Source organism: Vibrio sinus (assembly GCF_023634645.1).
Lineage (GTDB): Bacteria > Pseudomonadota > Gammaproteobacteria > Enterobacterales > Vibrionaceae > Vibrio > Vibrio sinus.
Genome location: NZ_JAMKMR010000005.1, coordinates 132,838 through 153,328, shown reverse-complemented (window position 1 = coordinate 153,328; position 20,491 = coordinate 132,838). Strand labels below are relative to the sequence as shown.

Annotated in this window: 17 protein-coding genes and 1 riboswitch; of the genes, 9 read left to right on the top strand and 8 right to left on the bottom strand. The window is 43.6% G+C overall.

Annotation, left to right across the window (positions count from 1 at the left end; genetic code table 11):
• Positions 1-164 precede the first annotated feature (164 nt).
• The gene (locus tag M9194_RS07445) at positions 165-2,120 is read left to right on the top strand and encodes an ATP-binding protein (RefSeq protein WP_250611997.1); all 1,956 of its coding nucleotides are present in this window, start codon (positions 165-167) and stop codon (positions 2,118-2,120) included.
• 15 nt (positions 2,121-2,135) lie between these two features.
• Here the strand turns inward: M9194_RS07445 and M9194_RS07440 are convergent, their stop codons facing one another.
• The 4 genes from M9194_RS07440 to M9194_RS07425 all read right to left on the bottom strand — a co-directional run bounded on the left by M9194_RS07440 (position 2,136) and on the right by M9194_RS07425 (position 4,976).
• Positions 2,136-2,903: a ferredoxin--NADP reductase gene (locus M9194_RS07440; RefSeq protein ID WP_250611996.1), complete on the bottom strand. Its 768-nt coding sequence runs from the start codon at positions 2,901-2,903 to the stop codon at positions 2,136-2,138.
• 87 nt (positions 2,904-2,990) lie between these two features.
• Positions 2,991-3,731 (bottom strand): chromosome partitioning protein ParA, encoded by a 741-nt coding sequence (locus tag M9194_RS07435; RefSeq protein ID WP_250611995.1) that lies wholly within the window; start codon positions 3,729-3,731, stop codon positions 2,991-2,993.
• Between the two features lie 19 nt (positions 3,732-3,750).
• A complete protein-coding gene (locus M9194_RS07430; protein WP_250611994.1) occupies positions 3,751-3,909 on the bottom strand; it encodes a hypothetical protein in 159 nt (52 codons plus the stop codon).
• A gap of 143 nt (positions 3,910-4,052) precedes the next feature.
• The gene (locus M9194_RS07425; RefSeq protein ID WP_250611993.1) at positions 4,053-4,976 is read right to left on the bottom strand and encodes a LysR family transcriptional regulator; all 924 of its coding nucleotides are present in this window, start codon (positions 4,974-4,976) and stop codon (positions 4,053-4,055) included.
• 109 nt (positions 4,977-5,085) lie between these two features.
• Here M9194_RS07425 and M9194_RS07420 point away from each other — a divergent pair, with 109 nt between their 5' ends.
• The 3 genes from M9194_RS07420 (at position 5,086) to M9194_RS07410 (ending at position 9,776) form a co-directional block, all read left to right on the top strand.
• The gene (locus M9194_RS07420) at positions 5,086-5,937 is read left to right on the top strand and encodes a fumarylacetoacetate hydrolase family protein (protein WP_250611992.1); all 852 of its coding nucleotides are present in this window, start codon (positions 5,086-5,088) and stop codon (positions 5,935-5,937) included.
• A 274-nt stretch (positions 5,938-6,211) separates the two neighbouring features.
• Positions 6,212-6,308: riboswitch (glycine riboswitch) on the top strand.
• 147 nt (positions 6,309-6,455) lie between these two features.
• Entirely contained in the window at positions 6,456-7,853 is a 1,398-nt protein-coding gene (locus M9194_RS07415; protein WP_250611991.1) for an alanine/glycine:cation symporter family protein, read from the top strand.
• Positions 7,854-8,246: 393 nt separating this feature from the next.
• Positions 8,247-9,776 carry an HD domain-containing phosphohydrolase gene (locus M9194_RS07410; RefSeq protein ID WP_250611990.1) on the top strand — a complete coding sequence of 510 codons (1,530 nt, stop codon included), beginning with the start codon at positions 8,247-8,249 and terminating at the stop codon, positions 9,774-9,776.
• A 55-nt stretch (positions 9,777-9,831) separates the two neighbouring features.
• On the opposite strand, the gene M9194_RS07405 is transcribed toward M9194_RS07410, so the two are convergent.
• Positions 9,832-10,476, bottom strand: a complete 645-nt coding sequence (locus M9194_RS07405) for a LysE family translocator (RefSeq protein WP_250611989.1) — start codon at positions 10,474-10,476, stop codon at positions 9,832-9,834.
• A gap of 258 nt (positions 10,477-10,734) precedes the next feature.
• Between M9194_RS07405 and M9194_RS07400 the strand changes: the two genes are divergently transcribed.
• Complete coding sequence (locus M9194_RS07400; RefSeq protein WP_250611988.1) at positions 10,735-11,337, top strand: short chain dehydrogenase; 603 nt, start codon at positions 10,735-10,737, stop codon at positions 11,335-11,337.
• A 44-nt stretch (positions 11,338-11,381) separates the two neighbouring features.
• Here the strand turns inward: M9194_RS07400 and M9194_RS07395 are convergent, their stop codons facing one another.
• On the bottom strand, positions 11,382-12,278 hold the full coding sequence (locus M9194_RS07395; protein WP_250611987.1) for a LysR family transcriptional regulator: 897 nt from the start codon (positions 12,276-12,278) through the stop codon (positions 11,382-11,384).
• A gap of 302 nt (positions 12,279-12,580) precedes the next feature.
• On the opposite strand from M9194_RS07395, the gene M9194_RS07390 reads away from it, so the two are divergent.
• The gene (locus M9194_RS07390; RefSeq protein WP_250611986.1) at positions 12,581-13,804 is read left to right on the top strand and encodes a hypothetical protein; all 1,224 of its coding nucleotides are present in this window, start codon (positions 12,581-12,583) and stop codon (positions 13,802-13,804) included.
• Here M9194_RS07390 and M9194_RS07385 read toward each other — a convergent pair.
• Positions 13,779-14,009, bottom strand: coding sequence for a hypothetical protein (locus M9194_RS07385; RefSeq protein ID WP_250611985.1), 231 nt, complete (start codon positions 14,007-14,009; stop codon positions 13,779-13,781). The genes M9194_RS07390 and M9194_RS07385 overlap by 26 nt on opposite strands.
• 236 nt (positions 14,010-14,245) lie before the next feature.
• A complete protein-coding gene (locus M9194_RS07380; RefSeq protein WP_250611984.1) occupies positions 14,246-14,938 on the bottom strand; it encodes a substrate-binding periplasmic protein in 693 nt (230 codons plus the stop codon).
• A 303-nt stretch (positions 14,939-15,241) separates the two neighbouring features.
• On the opposite strand from M9194_RS07380, the gene M9194_RS07375 reads away from it, so the two are divergent.
• The 3 genes from M9194_RS07375 to M9194_RS07365 are packed head-to-tail and all read left to right on the top strand — an operon-like array spanning position 15,242 to position 20,447.
• A complete protein-coding gene (locus M9194_RS07375; protein WP_250611983.1) occupies positions 15,242-16,273 on the top strand; it encodes an efflux RND transporter periplasmic adaptor subunit in 1,032 nt (343 codons plus the stop codon).
• A gap of 3 nt (positions 16,274-16,276) precedes the next feature.
• Positions 16,277-17,356, top strand: coding sequence for an efflux RND transporter periplasmic adaptor subunit (locus M9194_RS07370; protein ID WP_250611982.1), 1,080 nt, complete (start codon positions 16,277-16,279; stop codon positions 17,354-17,356).
• On the top strand, positions 17,349-20,447 hold the full coding sequence (locus tag M9194_RS07365) for an efflux RND transporter permease subunit (protein ID WP_250611981.1): 3,099 nt from the start codon (positions 17,349-17,351) through the stop codon (positions 20,445-20,447). The genes M9194_RS07370 and M9194_RS07365 overlap by 8 nt, the downstream gene beginning before the upstream one ends.
• The last annotated feature ends 44 nt before the right edge of the window (positions 20,448-20,491 follow it).

Here is a 20,491-nt window from a genome sequence, read left to right as displayed (position 1 = left end):
TATTCCTCGAAATCAAAGCTATTACCACTGCAATTTACCCGAGTTTGGTGAATAGTTTTTAATTTTTGTACTGTACCTTCACATTGTTTAAGTACTGTATATTTACTAATTAATAAGAATGTCTATCTTTAAAGTAGCAGCATTTTAAATAAAACACATTGCATATGAAGCAAACTACCAATAAACGTCAGCTAGGAATCGGCAAACAATTAGTTATCGTTACTGTCATAACGAGTGTCTTGCTTGCGCTTATCAGTGCTTCGATTAACTTCTATTTAAACTATAAAAGCGAAATCAGCGAACTTAATCAAGACATGCTTTTGCTTAAAGAAAGTAATGTAACCAGCTTTAGTCAATCATTATGGGTAGAAGATAGAGACCAGCTCACGAATTTAAGTCAAGGCCTTCTAAAAAACCCCAATATTCAGTTTGTGAAAATAGAAGACCATTTTGGTGACGTATTGGAGTTTGGTCACCCTGTCACAGCTAATAAAGTTACACATGTTTGGGAATTAGCCCACAAAATAGGCAACAAAACATACAGCCTCGCCACACTCACCATTCAAACCGATTTATCGCCAATTTATGCCGCGTTATTTAAGAATTTCCTATTAATACTTTTAATGACAGCGATTGAAACGTTTTTGGTGGTGTCGGTGTTGTTATTTATTGTTCTAAAACTTATTATCCGGCCGATTCGTGGTCTATCCGCAGCAATGGCAGACTTTGACGGACCGATCCCTAGCCAGGTTGAAACGCCCAATCGACTCTTTGATGACGAAATTTCAATGCTATCAAGTAAATACAATCGATGCGTCCATCAACTTGAACTTAACTATTCCGAGCTAGCCGCTGCAAAACAAAAAGCAGAAGTGGCGAACCAGAAAAAAAGTGAATTTTTGGCCAATATGAGCCACGAAATTAGAACTCCGATGAACGGCATTATCGGTATTGCCGCTTTACTTGATGATTTAGACACTACACCAGAACAAAAAGAATATTTGCAGGTGCTTAATTCTTCATCTCAAACTTTGCTCAACATCATTAACGAGATTCTGGATTTCTCTAAAATTGAAGCCGGGCATTTTACACTGGAAAACACCGCACTGAACGTGCAAGGCATTATCCAAAGCCAAGCAGATGTGTACACCATTCGAGCTCAGGAGAAAGGGTTACAATTTTGCTGCTCGATTGATCCAACCATTCCGACACAACTCATTGGTGACCCTACTCGACTAACGCAAGTACTCGGTAACCTGCTAAGCAACGCCATCAAGTTCACCGAAAAAGGCTCGATTCATTTGGATATCAAAGCTCAAAACCAAAGCCAGCAAGCCATCTCACTAGAATTTTCGGTACGTGACACAGGGATAGGTATCAGTGAAGAGAAGCTCGGCGACATCTTCCATAGTTTTCAACAAGCTGACGGCAGCACCACTCGTAAATACGGAGGCACCGGTTTAGGCCTTGCTATCAGTAAGAAAATCGTTGAATTAATGGGAGGACAAATCAAAGTGGTCAGCCAGGAAGGATTGGGCAGCCAATTTTTCTTCTCCGTTGAGTTTGAAATTGCAAGCCAAGCCTCTCAACCCGACTCCCCCCATACTCATACCCCAGAGAACATCTGCGATTTTCCAACCAGTAATTCGTATGAACATTCCGCCATCGACATCAAGAAGAATGTCGATATTGCAGATGCTCCTCACGTGCTTCTCGTTGAGGATACTCTGGTCAATCAACAGGTTGTCACCATTATGCTAAGCAACATGGGTGTGTCTGTTGAAGTTGCGGGAAATGGCAAAGAGGCGATCATTAAGTGCCTTGAAAATCAGTATGACGCCATCTTAATGGATTGCCATATGCCAGAAGTGGATGGTTATGAGGCCACCTTGAAAATCCGTAGCAACGGTAAATCATGGACCAAGCAAGTTCCAATAATTGCAGTTACCGCAAATGTCGTGGCTGAAGATAAGCAGAAATGCTTCGATGTGGGTATGGATGATTTCATTTCCAAGCCATTAACCCCTGAAGGGCTAAGAGGCATCCTAGTTAAATACATCCAGTTGGGCACCTCGGCAACTGTCGAAGAGAACAAGGTTGCCAAGAGCCAAGAAACCTAGCGGCTTGCAGCAGGTCTACCAGTAGTTTTCACTGCTAAATTGCCCTGGCTTTCTTCTTAAGTGCTTGTTTAACCCTAATGCTTTTAATGTCTCAGCAGTATCGCGAACCATCGCAGGGTTTCCGCACATATATACCCAGGAATAGTCTGGGGAAAGATCTAAAGTGGCCTCCGACTGTATCTCGCCATGCATAAGCAAATGTGGAATTCGCCCTTTCAGGGTTGACGTTTGCTCCTCTCGACTAATGATAGGCACATGCATGAGTTTACCCGCATATTGGCGAATTAATTGCTGGGTCAATTCGTGATAGACCAATTCATCTTTGTAGCGAACGGCATGGACTAGCACTATTTTTCGAAACCGTTCTAATCTATTCGCTTCTCTCAATATGGAGAGAAAAGGTCCCACGGCGGTTCCTGTCGAAAGCAGCCATAAATCTTTGGCGTAATCTGGAATTTCGTCCACCGTCATAAATCCAGACACCGTGGTTCCCACGTAAATGTCATCACCTTCACTCAGCCTATTTAGACGAGGGGTCAGCGAGCCGTTTTCATCCGTGATGATTAAAAACTCTAGCTCGCCCGGAGATGCTTGATGACTGGATACCATAGAATAGGCGCGTTTGGTCCACTCACCTTGCTCATTGGCAAGCGCAAGCTTAGTAAATTGGCCCGCCTGATAGGCTCCAATATCCGCTTGGACCCAAATGGTAAAAATGTTGCTAGTCCAGTCTTTACGTTTAGTAACTTGACCAAGTATTACATCTCTTGGAATTGACTGCATGTATCCCCTCCTCAGTGATGAACGTTGTGTCTGTCGCCGAATTCGCCTCTTTATTGCTTCACGTGTTATTGAACGATAAGGTCATCGTCATTTAGTTAGGCCAATTTGGCTTGTAAGTTCGTTGATTTGTTTTAGATCGAGCTTATGCACTTGAATAAGTTGATCTATTTGGCTGAGCCTCGAGTTCGCTTCGTCTTGTTTATCACACGAGTCAGAGGTCGCATTCCATGAAGTGCCCGCCAGATATAGGCTGCATTCTTTCTTCAGTGCGGCCACTTTAGGGACCAATTGCTCGCGCTCTTTTTCCAGTGCCGACAACTCCTGCTTAACCTTTAACTCCTTTTGAAATAATTCTTTGGCGTGTTCGAACATAGTCGCTTGCATATCCGCCTGTTTATCAAGCTTACTCACTGTTTTTTGGGAAGCTTCGAGTTTTTGTTTTTGCGCGGCCACTTGTTCCTCAAGCGACATATTCACTTTTTCAACTTCAGTAACTTGAGTTTTTAGTTTAGATATTTCAGAAAGATATTTGTCAGATTGCGCCTGCAATGCTTCTGCCATTTTCTCAGCAGATTTTTTATCCACATCTGCCACTTTATTTTTGGCGCTATCAACCAGTTGAGACGTTTTCTGTTGTAAATGTTGGTAGTCAGTTTGGACTTTTTGCAATGTCTGCTGCCACTTATTCGCCGTGATAGTAGAACCGACTAAACCACCAATTGCTAAACCTATAACAAGAGCTAATCCAATATATACATAAGAGCGTCGGTCTCGTTGCTCAATCACAACCACGTCATCTTGTTCATCCATTTCGTTCTGTGTGTTCAATCTTTAACCCTCGTTCCCATCAGCGGAACAATTCTAAAATAACGATAGAAGCAATGTAGGCAACAAGCGCTGAGCCAAGAGCAATCACCACACCCTTTTGCAGTTTTTTATTCGTACGATAACGAAACAGCAAATAGGCCAAAATTGACAACAATACGATAGCAATTAATCTAGTCATGGCAGCTCCTTTGCTTTGATACGACTCAAACTTGTTTAAACATATTATACTATTTGCCAAGCGTAAATAAGACTTAGCGCTCAGGGTTTTACAATATCCTCACCTACCACTAGATATACACAAGTCACTGCTAAACGTTACCTTCAGCGAGATAGATACGGCGCATGAGGGCCTAAAGACGCTAACATTGCCTCCACAACCACCCTCACTCTTGGTAGATGAGTTTTTCCTTTTGCATAGATGAGATGAAGTGAAGCGTCTTGCGGGTATGGAAGGCATCGATAGCCACTCAACAAGCGGATTAGCTTTCCATTGGCGACATCTTCCTCAACCATGTTTCTAGCCAACATCACTATACCAGCTTGGTTCAACGCCGCTTGCCACAAAACAAACGATGCGTTACTTGAATACCACCCGTTTGACGTATCAATACGGACACATTGCTCATCGGAATCATAAAAGTACCAGCCTTGGTAACCAGTAGGCGCACTTTGTTTGAGAAGCTGATGTGCTTTGAGATCATCAATACCATTCACTTCACCAAATTCCGCCACGTATTGAGGGCTGGCACACAGCCAGTATTCAACCGACTTTAAAGGCCTTGCGACCAAGGATGAATCCTTCGGGTTGGTAATTTGTACGTAAAGGTCGTATTCCTCATCGTATGGATCTCTCGCTTGATCATTGTAATCAATTTGTACAATAAGATGTGGCCACTTTTTCTTAAGATCAATCACGACAGGGCCTATCATCTGCGAGCCGTACCAAAGCGGCGCTGTAATTTTGACCTTACCTTGTACCTGATGCTTACTCTCAGCGACAGACTCACCCAGCTGTTCAATTTGTGTGCAAATCATGACTCCTTGCTGGTACACCATATTTCCCACATCAGTCAAACTCATTTGCCGGGTATTGCGTATAAACAGAGGTGCTTTTAATTCTTCTTCAAGCAACTGTACATAACGAGAAACAGATGAAATAGCCAAATTCATTTTTTTGGCCGCAGCTGAAAAGCTTCCTTCCTCAACAACATGAATAAAGCAACGTAGCGGTTCGATAGATTTCATATTTCAACTTTTTCGAAAATATATTTCGATTATTGCTCATTTCACAAACAATGCCAATTCGTTAGCATAACAGTCAACCAATAAAGGTTATTGTCTTGAGGTAATCAAAATGAAATTAATGAGATTTTTAAAAGATAATCTGGTGGGCATCGGCATTATAGAAAACACCACCGTATATGATATCTCCAAGCACTTGCCTTCACATTCCGTTGAAACAATAACGAACGAGTGGGAAAGTATCGCAGGTCTAGATCTATCTAAATTACCAAAATTTTCAATAGAACAAGCAGAGCAAATTTTGCCTCCTGTATTAGGAGCGAACAAAATCATCTGTGTAGGCGCAAATTCGAAAACCCACAATGAAGAAATTGGCGTCGGGTTAAAAGAGCCCATGTTTTTCTTTAAGCCGACTTCCACATTAAGTGGCGCATATGATGTGATTCCGTATTCAAAGATGAATAAGCAAGTCGATTGGGAGGGAGAGCTAGCGGTCATCATTGGTCAATCAGGTAAAAATATTCCTGAGCAGCGTGCCATGGAGCATGTTTTTGGCTATAGCTGTTTCAATGACTTATCTGATCGATACTGGCAATTTAAGGACGGTGGTGATGAGATAGGCGGGCAAGCCAGCATGGCAAAATGCTTCGATGGATTCGCCCCACTTGGTCCATGGTTAGTCACCAAAGAAGACATCAGCGACCCAAATAACCTGCCAATGACGTTAACGGTTAATGGCGAGGTTCGACAAAGCTTTAATTCAAGTGACTACATCCAAAATGTTGCGCAATGTGTTAGTCAATTGAGCCACTTTATGACTCTGAGCCCTGGAGACATTATTGCCTTAGGTTCTGGACCCGGCAATGCCAAACATTGGCAAAACCAATTCTTACGTCCCGGTGATCAGGTTACTTTTTCAATCGAAGGCTTGGGCTCACAAAAGCAAACCGTCGTCGAAGTATAGCTAACACCGTTAGCAGCTGTCGTTCTGTATAAAAAATCAGCAAACGCACACCTCAAAGCGTTTATACGTTGAATTAGAGTCAAAAAGTGATAGAGTTCACAGTCTCAATTTTAGCTATCGCTGAATTGAGCTAGGCTCAGCACTGCTGAGTGAGTCCAGTGAAGACTGCAGGAGAGAGGCTAGCGTATTTGCTCAAGTGAATTCGCGGCCCACCGAAGAAGTAAATCTTTCAGGTGCTATTAAGCTCGTATGAGTATTAGCGCGGACTGCAGTTGGAGGACACTCTGGAGAGAACCGTTTGATCGGTCGCCGAAGGAGCAAGCTTCAATCATTGAAGTGAAACTCTCAGGCAAAAGGACAGAGGAGTGAAAAGCGACAATACATAACTGATGATTGCCTGTATCAGGCGTTCGTGTTTTTAGTAACAAATAACGCGCGAACAAGCTTGTAGATAATGGGTCTATCAAGATTACCTTTTCCCTCTTCTCCTTAATTTTTGTTTTATTTAAGGGGAATCAATGAACCATATCCTACCCATTTTACAATCCGTCGATAAATTTATCTGGGGACCACCGCTGTTGGTACTGCTTGTTGGTACTGGAGTTTACTTTACCTTTCGCCTTGGCGCGCTACAGGTTCGCTACCTCCCTACCGCCTTAAAAATGGTATTTTCTAGAGAAGATTCCAAAGCAAGTCATTCAAAAAAAGGCGACGGGGACATTTCTAGCTTTTCCGCCCTATGCACTGCACTCTCTGCCACTATCGGCACAGGCAACATTGTCGGCGTTGCCACGGCCATTAAACTTGGTGGACCAGGCGCTCTATTTTGGATGTGGCTGGCGGCCTTGTTTGGGATGGCCACCAAATACTCTGAATGCCTACTCTCGGTCAAATTTCGACAATTGGATTCAAATGGACAAATAGTAGGTGGCCCCATGTATTACCTCAAAGATGGGGTAAAATCGAAAACATTGGCCACCCTTTTCTCAGTTTTTGCTTTAGCGGTTGCTTTGTTTGGTATAGGTACCTTCCCACAGGTTAACGCCATCGTTGAAGCAACAACCATCTCTTTTGGTATCTCAAAATATCTCACAGCAGCCGCTCTCACCATTTTGGTGGCCTTTGTTACACTAGGCGGCATTCAGTCTATATCGAAAGTTGCTGAGAAAATTGTGCCGATTATGGCCATTTTCTATGTTTTGGCCTGTTTGGGTTTGAGCGTTTGTAATATCGATCAACTGGGCGCAGCATTTAAGCTTGTATTAAGCTCAGCCTTTAATACAACAGCAGCAAGTGGCGGATTTATGGGAGCCACTATCATGCTGGCGATCCAAGCTGGCGTTGCTCGCGGCGTATTCTCTAACGAAGCCGGACTTGGTAGCGCCCCCATCGCTGCTGCTGCTGCCAAAACCCACTCCCCAGCCAAACAAGGATTGATTTCCATGACTGGGACATTTTTCGACACCATCATTATATGCACCATGACGGGTTTGGCATTAATCCTAACTGGCGCTTGGAACAGTGATTCTTCAGGCGCGGCAATGACGACACACGCCTTTGCCATTGGCCTGTCTAGTCAGAGCATCGGACCACTACTCGTTTCCATCGGGCTTATCTTTTTCGCTTTTACCACAATATTGGGATGGAACTACTACGGGGAGCGATGCATCGTTTATCTGTTTGGAACCAAAGCGGTAAAGGCTTATAAACTGGTGTTCATTGCTCTTGTCGCATCTGGCGCGTTTCTACACCTAGACGTCATCTGGATCATTGCAGATATCGTCAATGGTCTGATGGCAGTTCCAAACTTGATCGGCCTTATTGCACTGCGTCATGTTGTCGCAGAAGAGACCGCGCAGTTTATGGCTGGTCTGAATAGCCCAAAAACCGCCACAACCTCCCCTTCAGCATCTTAAACAAATACTATAAACAGTGTCTTTGATTGCTATATAAAGCGAGCAAGGGCACTGTTATGTGCTTGCATAGAATCGAAGAATAGCCACCCGTATCACATTTGAGACACCTATCCGCAAGGCTTTGACTCCTGTCACTTTCACAGAATAAAAGCTGCCAAAACGGCACAGCTTGTATCAGAATCGAGAATCCATCAATGGAAGTAACTTTAATAGAGTCTACTATTCTAATTGTGCAGCAATTATCACTTTGACAGTCAGCGGACAATATTGTCAATGCCCAGCTTGTAGATATGACGATTTTTATCTATACCAATAATAAGAAACACAAATATACAGAATGGCGCTTTATAGCATCTTGGCTTGGATGCGAATTTTCTATTTAGGGATGAATTTATGCCTTTAAAACTGCTTCGAGAACTGGATGAGCCTTCACAACTTCCTTGGAAAGTCTTGATTGTAGATGATGAGCCGGACGTGCACCAAGTCTCGGTAATGGTGCTTAAACGCTTTAAATTAGATGATCGACCACTCGAATTTATCCATGCCTACTCTGGAGCAGAAGCAAAGGAGAAGATGTCAACGACTACCGATATCGCGCTAGTATTTCTTGATGTAGTGATGGAAACCGACAATGCAGGACTTGAAGTTGCGCGTTGGATCCGAGAAGACCTTGGCAATCACTTCACCCGAATTGTTCTACGAACCGGTCAACCGGGACAGGCCCCTGAACAAGAGGTCATCACCAGTTATGACATTAACGACTACAAAGAAAAAACTGAGCTAAGTAGCCAGAAGCTATTCACTACCGTATACGCCGCTATACGGTCATACCGTGACATTGTAAAAGTCGAGCAAGCTAGAGAGCTTGAAGAGAATTATCGACAAGGTTTGGAAAGAGTCATTCAGTCTACCGCTGTCATTTTCCAACAGCATACGCTTAAAGCGTTTTCTAACGGCATCTTACAACAAGTGCTGTCTTTGCTCAGAATGAACGATCAAAGTATGCTCGTCAGTGTGCGAGGTTTGACTACACTTGCCGAGCCACACAGCGATTACCAAGTTTTAGCTCGAATTGGAGAGCTGCATGACCAAAGTATCGATGATGACGTGAAGCAATACCTTGAAAAAGCCATCGCTGCGAAACAAAGTATCATTGAAGACGATGTTTTCGTCGGCTACTTTTCCACTAGCTCCGGTGCAACCAGCCTACTTTACCTTAAAGGGGCAAGAAAAATCACTGAGCTAGAGAGCCAACTTTTAACCATTTTCTCTTACAGTGTTAGCCTAGCCTTTGAAAACCTCTTCTTAGGACAAGAAATTATCGATACACAAGGCGAGCTTATCTATCGACTGGGTGACGTCGTTGAATCCCGCTCCGAAGAAACCGCCAACCATGTGAGAAGGCTTTCTGAGCTTTCTTATCAGCTGTGCAAACTTCTGGGTTACCCAGAAGAAAAAGCAACTTTATTGCGCCAAGCTGCGCCAATGCACGATGTAGGTAAAATTGCGATTCCGGACTCTGTGTTGTTGAAACCAGGTAAGCTCAATGAAGAAGAATGGGAAGTAATGAAAACGCACGCGGAGATTGGCTACAAAATTTTAGCCGGCTCCAAGCGCAGTATCCTCCAAACCGCAGCTACCATCGCCCATCAACATCATGAAAAAGTCGATGGCTCTGGCTACCCTCAAGGCTTGAAGGGTGATGAGATAAGCATAGAAGCACGAATCATTGCGGTCGCCGACGTATTTGATGCGCTAACCCATGAACGGGTATATAAGCCAGCATGGCCAATTGAGGATGTCATCAAGCAATTGAAAGAATCCAGTGGCTCCCATTTAGACGCCCACATTGTGGACACCTTGCTCGACAACATTGACGTGGCTTTAGATATTAACAAAAAATTCAGCCCACGCCCTCACTAGCTCATACTGCTATTAGACTTGATAAGCCCAAGCTACGACTTGGGCTTAGTCCTATTTAAAGCGATGTAGGCGGATCTTCCATGAACAGTGCCATCCCTAACGCAACAAGTATCACTCCAGTTGTTCCTTCCATCCAACGAAGAAAGTTAGCACTTTTGAGCAAATTGGTCGCGTAACCCAGTGCCGCCGCTAAACTGCATTGCCACAGCATAGCGATGACAAAATGAATGCCCGCCATTGCCAAAGATTGATACACCACGGAGCTTTGTGGATCGATGAACTGAGGCAAAAATGCCAAATAAAACACGGCTGTTTTTGGGTTTAGGACATTGGAAAGAAAACCCTCCCTAAACGAGCGTTTTGAACTCACTTGACCTTTACTAGACACATCGACCTTTAGCCCTTTTTCTCCAGATAGTGTTGCTCTAAGGCTATTAATACCAAGCCACACTAAATAAATAGCACCAACCCACTTCACTACCTGAAACAGCTCTGCAGACTGCATTAAGATTGCCGAGATACCGATAGCCGAAAAGGTCGCGTGTACAAATAGACCACTACAAATGCCCAAACTAGACACACAGCCATCTCGAAATCCACCTCGCGTAGTATTACGAATAACGACAGCCGTATCCAAACCAGGCGTTAACGTAAGAAGCGTAATCGCAACAAGAAACGCACCGAGATGATCAATAAACATTGGTACTCCGTATAGTAAATTCCGTCAAAGCCCTCACATTACCCCAACAAAGTATCAAAATCTATCAGTCACTTACCCCGAGTATATTCGCACTAGCATAACTAACGCCAACTACCAGTTTCTGGGTTGTGCATCCATGCAAACTCCTTATGCGCATTATTGGAATTTACCTGCAATCGTTGTCTGGTTATATTTTAAGCATCAGAAAACAACGTAAACCATCCAACTAATGCCAACTAAACTCAAGGGAGAAATACGATGAAAATTTTATTGATAGGCGCAACAGGTACTATAGGTAAAGCCGTCGCAGCTCAGCTGTCTTCACAACACAAAATCATCAGCGCAGGCTACCGCGATGGTGATGTACAGGTGGATCTGGGCTCAAAAGAGTCAATACAACATCTTTTTGAAACGGTGGGACAAATTGATGCGGTGGTGTGTACCGCGGGAGCGGCAGGATTTGCCCCATTCAGTGAGTTGACCGACGCCGATTACCAATTGGCATTAACCAACAAGTTAATGGGTCAAATCAACTTGGTGCGTATCGGTCAGCACTACGTGAGTGATGGCGGCTCCATTACCTTAACGTCAGGCATTTTATCACGAGAGCCAATGCCGGGCTCTGTGGCCATCAGCATGGCAAACGGCGCACTAGAGTCCTTCTCAAAAGCGGTCTCGTTAGAGATTGGTCGAGGATTAAGAGTCAATACGGTGAGCCCTGTCTTTGTTAAAGAAACCATGGAAATGATGGGTATGGATTCAAGCACAGGTTTATCTGCCGAAGACACGGCCAAAGCGTATGTGGCAGCCGTTCAAGGTGAGCACAGTGGTGAGACGCTGGATACGCCGGACTTTTCCTAGTCCCTCCACATAACATGTACGATAGGCACAAAGGTCACACTTCCTCAATGTTGCTTTTGTGCCTGGACCGCTAGCTGACTTCTCACTATCGGTGTAATGAAATCAAAAAACGCATGGACTTTAGCGCTTCTACGCATGTCTGGGTGGGCAAGTAACCAGAGATCACTATTAAACTCACTCATCTCGTCATGTACACGTTGCAACCTATTGCAATGATCTCCTAGATAGCACGGCAATGCCGTCACTCCAAGACCTGCAACGGCTAACTCATACACACCCATTAGCGAACTGGTAATGGTGCACTTTGCATCCCTGTGTTTTAGCTTCTGTGTCATTTTATTCATTGCAGACTGATTGAGGTTATCGACTAACGCAATCCAACGGTATTGATCAGGCGTTAATTGGGCTATTTTCTCGATATAGTCGATGCTTGCGTAAGTCGCATAAGAAAGAGTGAGAAGGTTCCGACCAACCCAATGCTCTGGTGGTGAAAGTGTGGGGCGAAGTGCCACATCCGCATCTCGTTGTACTAAATCAAGGTGTCTCGTCCCTGACAGTACACGTAACTCAACGTCTGGGTACTTATCCTGAAAACCGATAAACGCATCTGCAAAAATATACAATAGAGAGTCGGTAGTCGTGACCACTAACGTCCCTTCTAATCTTGAATCTTGGCCACTTAATTCACGATGAATTCGATCAACACCCTCTCGTAGTGACAATGCTTGATGAAAAAACATTTCTCCTACTGGGGTCATCACATACCCACTGTTCAAACGTTCAAACAAGGTAACGCCCAGTTTGGATTCAACTCCTTCAATTCGGCGGAAAACCGTTGAATGATTGACCCCCAACTTTTTTGCAGCGCCTGAAAGTGTCCCCGTCTCACACACCGCGAGTACAAACGGAATATCGTTCCAATCCATTCCTTGTGCATTCATGCAAGGCTCCTAGATATTATTATCAATTATGCCTGCAAAGATGATAGATTAATTCTTATTGTCTATCAATGGCACTACCCAGAACGATGCGATGCCTAAACTTCCCTATTTGCCTACGTCAAACGGTACTTCTCATGTGGCTGTGCATTTGTGCAAGAATATTGTGCGTGAATTTGGAATTTTATGTAAATAGGGGAAAGGTTATATTAACGACTTTAATATTTGGTCGTTAGGAAGCCATAAGTTAAGGATTGATATAAAGAGAAAAGCAAACAATCACAATAGTAGCCGAGTAAAGATCCTTGTTTTTAGAAAATACTCCTGAAAAATTACCCAAGACCTTTGAGGCCCACCCGTGCCCTGATAATTCTAAAAACTGTGCTGAATTTGATTCTTTTACACCATTTTCCTTCACACCCCCAAACTCAGGGTTGGCGATTTTCACCAGCATTCACAACAGGGAAACGCTCGATGTATTAACGATTTATGAAGTCGATTTTGTTAATTACTCCGCTAGCAAACCACTCTACCAATACAATAAAATTGAGCTTGGTATCAATAACTTTTCTGGTACTGAGTTTACATCCATCTGGTCCTTGGCTTGCGCTTACCATAATCAAATATACAAAGGCAAAAAAGCCAAACGCCTAGGGTTTATCGTCGAATGTAACGACTCATCTTTTTACCTTGTCTATAGCATTGGCAATTATTCATATGGTGACAACCTCACCAAACAACAGTTGGTGAATGTTTATAACCAACAAACATTGGATGGCTGGAAAATCATAAAAGTAGATGAGTTGATACATGACAATTGGACACAAAAAGAAAACTTTTTGGATGCGATAAATCATCATGGAATGTACGACCAATACGGCTGCGGTGCAATGCTCGCAGAGTTGGATTGGCTTACATTAAGTAATGGCCAGTCCTTCGCTGTGTTCAAATATCGATGGGAAATATTACTGGTTGAAGTGATCAACGCTTCAGGCGTCGTCATCCAGATCACGCGAGAAGGCAATCTAGACTGTCATATTTTCAATGGTGACTATCCCGAGATGCCACAAACAGAGTATCCCAAGCTTTTGTACGTTGATGATACGCACACGGATAAGCTTCCCTATTTTTATTGGATAGCTAGCCACGCTAGCAGCAGCACATTTTCTGAGCAATACAATCTTTATACTGTATCGCCAAAAGATGAATTCGATTATGTGTTACTCGACAACATCACAATACGCCGCTCAATAACAAGGATTCACAACACAGAGGACATTAGAGGGAGATTTATAAATAAGCTTGGAAAGGAATTATGTCAACGCTCGGGAAAGATTATCCAAGTTAATTTGACATCTGGATCAGAAACAACGCTTGAAAACAACGAAGGTCAGCTTAGCCATCGGTTAAGTACCACGATAGAAGGATCGCCCATGACTATCTCTGTAAAAAATTACACCCAAAATGTTTCCAGTGCAAAACTCGATGATAAAGCACCACTAACTACTGTTTCTTGTAATACCAAATAAGTTTTTGACTAGAATCATAATCACCCGATAACTCCAACCATGGCTCTGTTTGAGAAGAGGCGAGTAATTCGTTTGCCTCTGAAACCGAAAGCACTGTGTCCTTATTAGCCATTCGGTACCAGTATAAAAAATGCAAAGTGTCAAAGGCCACCTTTTCACTGGCCATATTATCGAGCTGTGAACCAATCAAATCTTGAATATCCATATTCTCTCTGTCCCAATTATGTGGTCTACGCCGATGCACCTTAGCCAAACAGTTATTCACCATAACCTACTGTCTCAGCATACCCATAACAATTTGAATCTTTGAATACGAATTATCTGATTGATTGCCATTGGCCGAATATTGGCTGAGCTTACTTATCTAAAAGCATAGTCAACCCATCTTAGCCTTGCTTGAAAAATATACCTCCAAAGGAGAGTGAATGGTTTATATCCTAGTTACTGACAAGAAGCGAGAGTAGTATTCAACGCATCCATAAAACCTTTATTTTTGGATAGATAGTCTTTTGAATAATAGATGCCCCAAGATTTTTCGCTTTCTACATAAACATCAAATAGATCTAATTTATTATTTTTCTTAAGAAAGTCATCAAATAATACGCTACTTCCAAAAATTGCATCGACTCTTTTTAACTCAGCCAATCTCACTAACTTACTCAAATTATCGAGCTTATGATCCACTAAATTATAGCCATTTTTTTCTAACCATTTACTGGCATTAGCACCAAAGATACCTGCTACGCGAGCGGTACTTTTAAAATTGGATGCGCTAGGTAAAAGGGTTGAACCTTTAAGTACATACCAATTCCAGCTTTGCTTGACAAACGGGTTAGACAAAATAGCGTACTCATCCCTTGTATCACTTTGAGAGGCAGAAAAAAATGCCGATGCTTTACCTGACTTTACTTCTGACTGCGCTCTAAGCCAAGGCATCACCTTAATCACATACGGAACATCAATCTTATCAAGAGTACAGGTAAGCGTTTGCGTCGCACTTCCTACCACAACACCGTCCGAAACATAGTGGAAAGGAGGCCTTTCTTCGGTGGTCAGTATTTGTGGTTCATAGGCCAAGATACTGCTGGAAATACAGCTGCAAATTAAAGTACATAGCTGGATAATTTGTTTCATAACATCATCCTTGATCAGATCCAAATTTACGGTGAGCTAATTACCGAGAATAGAATGTATGCGAATCCCCTTGACATGTCACCGCTCATCACTATTTACAGTATAGCTATTCTCAGCATACCTTAACGCGATAGCACAGGTATCAAGCGCCGTAACCTTGGTCACAGAACCAACAAGATTCAAACAACAAATGTGGCTTTATTATCAGAATATTGAGCATAACAGTTATACCGAAAATTTACTGTCCTCCATCTGCTAAACTGATAACCTAGTGTACTCAGTAAGAATTTATGGATGAATTATATGGGTAAGGGACTTACCATACTTATAGCTATGTTTCTCATTTCAGGATGTGGACCAAAATCGCCACCTAATCCAGAGCCAGAGTCAAGGCCAGCCAAGCTACTTTCCGTGTCCGTTGGCGACAGCCAATTTAGCCGAAACTTCCCAGCCATATCTGAGGCTGGAGATAAAGCTTCCTTAGCCTTTCGTGTCTCTGGTGAGGTCCAATCCATTCAAGTAAAGTCAGGACAACAAGTCCACAAAGGAGACAAACTCGCAGCATTAAATCCAGATGAGTATGCATTGTTGGAGAAAAAAGCCAATGCGAGTTACAAATTGGCGGAAGTGCAATACAAACGATATAAAAAGCTTCACGATGACAAAATCGTCTCAGACCAAGATTTTGACGAAGCGACGGCAAACTTAAAGACCGCCAAAGCCGATTTAGAACAAGCAAAAGCGAATCTAAGCTATACCAACCTCATCGCCCCTTACGACGGCACAATTTCATACGTTTCAGCAGACAGTTATCAATTCATTGCAGCAAAAGAAGAGGTGATGAACATCCAAACCGATCAACTGTTAAAAATCGTTTTTCAGTTACCTGATTATCTATTGCAGAAATTTAAAGAAGATGAGAACCCTGAGCTCACCATGAGGTTCGACGCTTTTCCTGATCAATCTTACCCTCTCACCTTTCAAGAAATTAGTACCCAAGCCGACCCCAAAACAGGTGCCTATAAAGTCACACTTGTTATGAATAGGCCCAATGATATCGGCGTTTTGCCCGGTATGTCTGGGATCGTCAATGTCGTGATTCAATCTGCAACAGCTACGCCTATACCGAAACAAGCCGTGATAGAAGAAAACGGCGCCATCAGTGTTTGGAAAGTAAACCAAGATGGAAGCGTAGAAAAATCCGTGATTGAACTTAGCTCAGAGAGAGAGGTACTTTCAGGTCTCAATGATGGCGACAGAATTATTGTCTCTGGTGTCCGCTCGGTGAATCCTGACACCAAAGTACGCGAATGGATTAAAGAAAGAGGATTGTAAAAAATGAAGCAATGGATACTGCTTTTTTTCACACCACTAGTCCTCATAGGATGTGGAGACAAAACGCCAACTCAGCAAAAAATAGAGGCCAGAGTCAAAGTCTCCGAGCTAAAAGACAGTACTGACAAAGGCACGGTATATTACCCCGCTACGGCCAATGCCACCGACAAAGCGGACTTAAGCTTTCGTGTGTCTGGAGAGGTCATAAAAGTTAACGTCAAAGGCGGTGATCAAGTTAAAAAAGGCGACGTGCTCGCGATATTAGACCCAACCGATTACCAACTGGATGTGGATAATACGTCTGCCAGCTATAAAGTGGTTAACAATCAATTTCAACGTTCTAAGCCACTAGTGAAGAAAGGCCTGCTTGCAAAATCTCAGTTTGATGAGCTTGCGGCCGAAAGGGGGATCGCATTGGCCGATCTCCAGTTGGCCAAACTACGACTTTCTTTTACCAAGCTCGTCGCCCCTTATGATGGTGTCATTTCCGTCGTGGACGTTGAACAATTTGAAAACATCCAAGTTGGTCAACCTGTGCTCAATATCCAAAACTTGTCTGATCTAGATATTCAAGTCCAAGTCCCCGACCGCATATATACTAATCGACCGACATTCGACAAGCTTTCTAGACTCAAAGCCTTTGTGCGCACACCGAGTGGTAAAGAATATCCAGCCACCATTAAGGAATTCACTACCGAACCAAACCCTGAAACAGAAACCTTCACCGTGACCTTCCAAATGCCCATGCCAGAGAATGAAATCATTCTTGACGGCATGGCGATGCAGATCCGCGCTTCAAGAGAAAATACAGACTTCGAGCTTAGCCCCACAGTGCTCGTTCCTATTGAAGCCATTTTTAATTCTGACGGAGACGATTTAGACAGAAACACGAAATTCGTTTGGGTATTGAATGACGACAACACAGTGTCTAAACAAAAAGTGATGGTAGGTAATGCGACCAACCATCACATCCAAGTCTTAGAAGGGCTCACCTCAAATAATATTGTCGTCACCGCAGGCATTAACAAACTTCGCGACGGGATGAAAGTCGAAGTCTTACCAGGAAGGGATACCAATGAATGAAAATAGTAACACTACTCCTCAATCTGATAAGGACATAACAGGAGTCGCGGCTTACTTCATCAGAAACAAAGTCATAAGCTGGATGATATCGCTGATCTTTCTTGTCGGTGGCTTGATAGCATTTTTTGGATTAGGTCGACTAGAAGATCCCGCCTTTACCATAAAAGACGCCATGGTGGTCACCTCCTATCCAGGAGCTACTCCACAACAAGTGGAGGAAGAAGTCACCTACCCGTTGGAAAAAGCAGTGCAACAACTGCCGTACGTGGATGAAGTTAATTCAATATCCAGCCGGGGGCTGTCCCAAATTACCGTTTCGATGAAGAATAATTACGGACCCGACGACTTACCCCAAATTTGGGATGAACTTCGCCGAAAAGTCAATGATCAAGAACGTTACCTCCCTCCAGGCGTCGAACAGCCGAAAGTTGTCGATGATTTTGGTGATGTTTATGGCGTTTTGTTTGCGGTAACTGGTGAAGGTTATAGCTATAAAGAATTGCTGGACTATGTCGATTATCTACGACGAGAGTTGGAGCTCGTCGATGGCGTAGGCAAAGTCACCGTTAGCGGCACGCAACAAGAGCAAGTGTTTCTAGAAACGTCAATGAAGAGATTGAGCAGTCTCGGAATTTCTCCAGATACTGTCTTTGACTTGCTCGCGACACAAAATGCGGTTAGTGACGCAGGCGCGACCAGAATTGGCAGTGAGTATATTCGTATACAGCCAACAGGTGAGTTTAAAGACGTTTCTCAGTTAGGCAATTTGATTGTCACCGACAGTGGCACCGATGGCCTCATTTATCTAAGAGATGTGGCTGACGTAAAACGCGGTTATATTGAGGTTCCAGATAATATCGTCAACTTCGATGGGAAGCTTGCCATTAACGTTGGTATTTCTTTCGCCAGCGGGGTCAACGTTGTTGATGTCGGTAAAAAGGTTGAGCAAAGGCTTGCCGAGTTAAAGGGTCAGCAACCTCTAGGCATTGATATTGAAAGTATCTACAGCCAGCCAACTGAGGTTGAAAAGTCCGTCAGCGGGTTTGTCGTCAGTTTAGGTCAAGCCGTCGCTATCGTCATTATTGTCCTGCTGCTATTTATGGGGTTGAGATCCGGCCTACTTATTGGCCTTATCCTTCTTCTTACCGTACTCGGTACCTTTATTTTCATGAAGCTTTTCGCCATCGATTTGCAAAGGATCTCGCTTGGTGCTCTCGTCATTGCACTCGGAATGCTGGTGGATAACGCCATTGTTATTGTCGAAGGCATACTCATTGGTACACAAAAAGGCCGAACTCGTATGCAAGCGGCGACGGATATTGTTACGCAAACCAAGTGGCCGCTACTGGGTGCAACCGTCATCGCCATCACCGCATTTGCACCGATAGGGCTTTCCGATGATGCAACAGGTGAGTATTGCGGCACGTTATTTGTCGTACTGCTTATCTCTTTGATGTTGAGCTGGTTCACGGCCATCTCGCTTACACCATTTTTCGCCGATTTGTTCTTTAAAGGAATGAAACAAAAACAGACATCGGACGATGGTGAACTATACAACGGGTTCGCATTTACGGCCTATAAAGCCTTCCTAGAGTTTTGTATGAAACGAGCTTGGCTAACCGTCTTCGTATTGATTGCAGGTCTCGCTGCAAGCATCTATGGCTTTGGTTTTATTAAACAAGCTTTTTTCCCTTCTTCAACCACACCAATGTTCCTCGTTGATATTTGGATGCCTGAAGGCACCGATATTCGCGCAACCAATGATAAAGTTCGCCAGCTGCAGTCTTGGCTTAGCAAGCAAGAACACGTAGAGCATGTCACCACAACCGCAGGGAAAGGCTTACCGCGCTTCATGCTCACCTATACGGCTGAAAAAAGTTATCCTGCTTATGGCGAAATTATTACTCGTGTTGATAGCTTTGAATCACTGCCCAAGCTGATGGAACACTTCCGAACTTATGTAGACAAAAACTATCCAGAGCTTGACTATAAGTTAAAACAGATTCAGCTTGGCCCTTCTAGCGGTTCTAAAATCGAAGCGCGAATCATTGGCTCAGACCCGACCGTTTTGCGTACCATCGCGGCACAGGTGAGCGAGATAATGCATAACGATCCGGGTGCGACGAACATACGTCACGACTGGCGCGAACGAACCAAAGTTCTGGAGCCCCAATTCAATGAAAGCCAAGCAAGGCGTTACGGTATCACTAAGTCAGACGTCGATGACTTTTTATCCATGTCTTTCTCAGGTATGACCATTGGTACATATCGTGATGGGACAACGCTCATGCCCATCATTGCTCGTTTGCCTCATGAAGAACGCGTCGATATCAGGAATATTGATAGCATCAATATCTGGAGCCCTGCCCTAAGCGATTATATACCCCTACAACAAGTTGCTTTGGGTTATGACATTTTTTGGGAAGATCCTCTCATCATTCGTAAAGACCGCAAACGCATGCTCACTGTCATGGCAGACCCGGACATTCTAAGTGACGAAACCGCCGCCACGTTGCAAGCACGCTTAACACCACTGGTGGATGCGATAAAACTACCGCCGGGGTATAGCCTTGAATGGGGCGGAGAATACGAGTCCTCTAGGGATGCACAAGCTAGCTTGTTTACTAGCATGCCAATGGGATACTTATTCATGTTCATCATCACTATCTTGCTGTTCAAAACCGTCAAGGAACCTGTGATTGTCTGGTTAACAGTACCTTTAGCGATCATTGGTGTCACTATCGGCTTGTTGGCGCTGAACACGCCATTTGGCTTTATGGCACTGCTTGGTTTCTTAAGCTTATCCGGCATGTTACTTAAGAATGGCATCGTGTTATTAGACCAAATAGAAATAGAGATCCGCTCAGGCAAAGATGCCTATGATGCGGTAGTGGATGCTTCTCTCAGCAGGGTTCGCCCAGTTTGTATGGCAGCCATCACTACAATATTGGGCATGATCCCCCTACTTCCAGATATCTTCTTTAAACCCATGGCGGTCACCATTATGTTTGGATTAGGGTTTGCTACTGTCCTGACGCTTATTGTGGTCCCTGTACTTTATAAAATGTTTCATCGGGTCCAGACACCTTAGAACAATTGACCTCTGGTGGTCTCAGCTATCGGGTGCAAACTCTT

Coding starts and splice junctions, on each gene's coding strand:
- M9194_RS07380 (WP_250611984.1), bottom strand. CDS start 14,938: ATGAAACAAATTATCCAGCTATGTACTTTAATTTGCAGCTGTATTTCC.
- M9194_RS07375 (WP_250611983.1), top strand. CDS start 15,242: ATGGGTAAGGGACTTACCATACTTATAGCTATGTTTCTCATTTCAGGA.
- M9194_RS07405 (WP_250611989.1), bottom strand. CDS start 10,476: ATGTTTATTGATCATCTCGGTGCGTTTCTTGTTGCGATTACGCTTCTT.
- M9194_RS07370 (WP_250611982.1), top strand. CDS start 16,277: ATGAAGCAATGGATACTGCTTTTTTTCACACCACTAGTCCTCATAGGA.
- M9194_RS07410 (WP_250611990.1), top strand. CDS start 8,247: ATGCCTTTAAAACTGCTTCGAGAACTGGATGAGCCTTCACAACTTCCT.
- M9194_RS07440 (WP_250611996.1), bottom strand. CDS start 2,903: ATGCAGTCAATTCCAAGAGATGTAATACTTGGTCAAGTTACTAAACGT.
- M9194_RS07415 (WP_250611991.1), top strand. CDS start 6,456: ATGAACCATATCCTACCCATTTTACAATCCGTCGATAAATTTATCTGG.
- M9194_RS07395 (WP_250611987.1), bottom strand. CDS start 12,278: ATGAATGCACAAGGAATGGATTGGAACGATATTCCGTTTGTACTCGCG.
- M9194_RS07430 (WP_250611994.1), bottom strand. CDS start 3,909: ATGACTAGATTAATTGCTATCGTATTGTTGTCAATTTTGGCCTATTTG.
- M9194_RS07400 (WP_250611988.1), top strand. CDS start 10,735: ATGAAAATTTTATTGATAGGCGCAACAGGTACTATAGGTAAAGCCGTC.
- M9194_RS07420 (WP_250611992.1), top strand. CDS start 5,086: ATGAAATTAATGAGATTTTTAAAAGATAATCTGGTGGGCATCGGCATT.
- M9194_RS07445 (WP_250611997.1), top strand. CDS start 165: ATGAAGCAAACTACCAATAAACGTCAGCTAGGAATCGGCAAACAATTA.
- M9194_RS07385 (WP_250611985.1), bottom strand. CDS start 14,009: ATGGATATTCAAGATTTGATTGGTTCACAGCTCGATAATATGGCCAGT.
- M9194_RS07425 (WP_250611993.1), bottom strand. CDS start 4,976: ATGAAATCTATCGAACCGCTACGTTGCTTTATTCATGTTGTTGAGGAA.
- M9194_RS07365 (WP_250611981.1), top strand. CDS start 17,349: ATGAATGAAAATAGTAACACTACTCCTCAATCTGATAAGGACATAACA.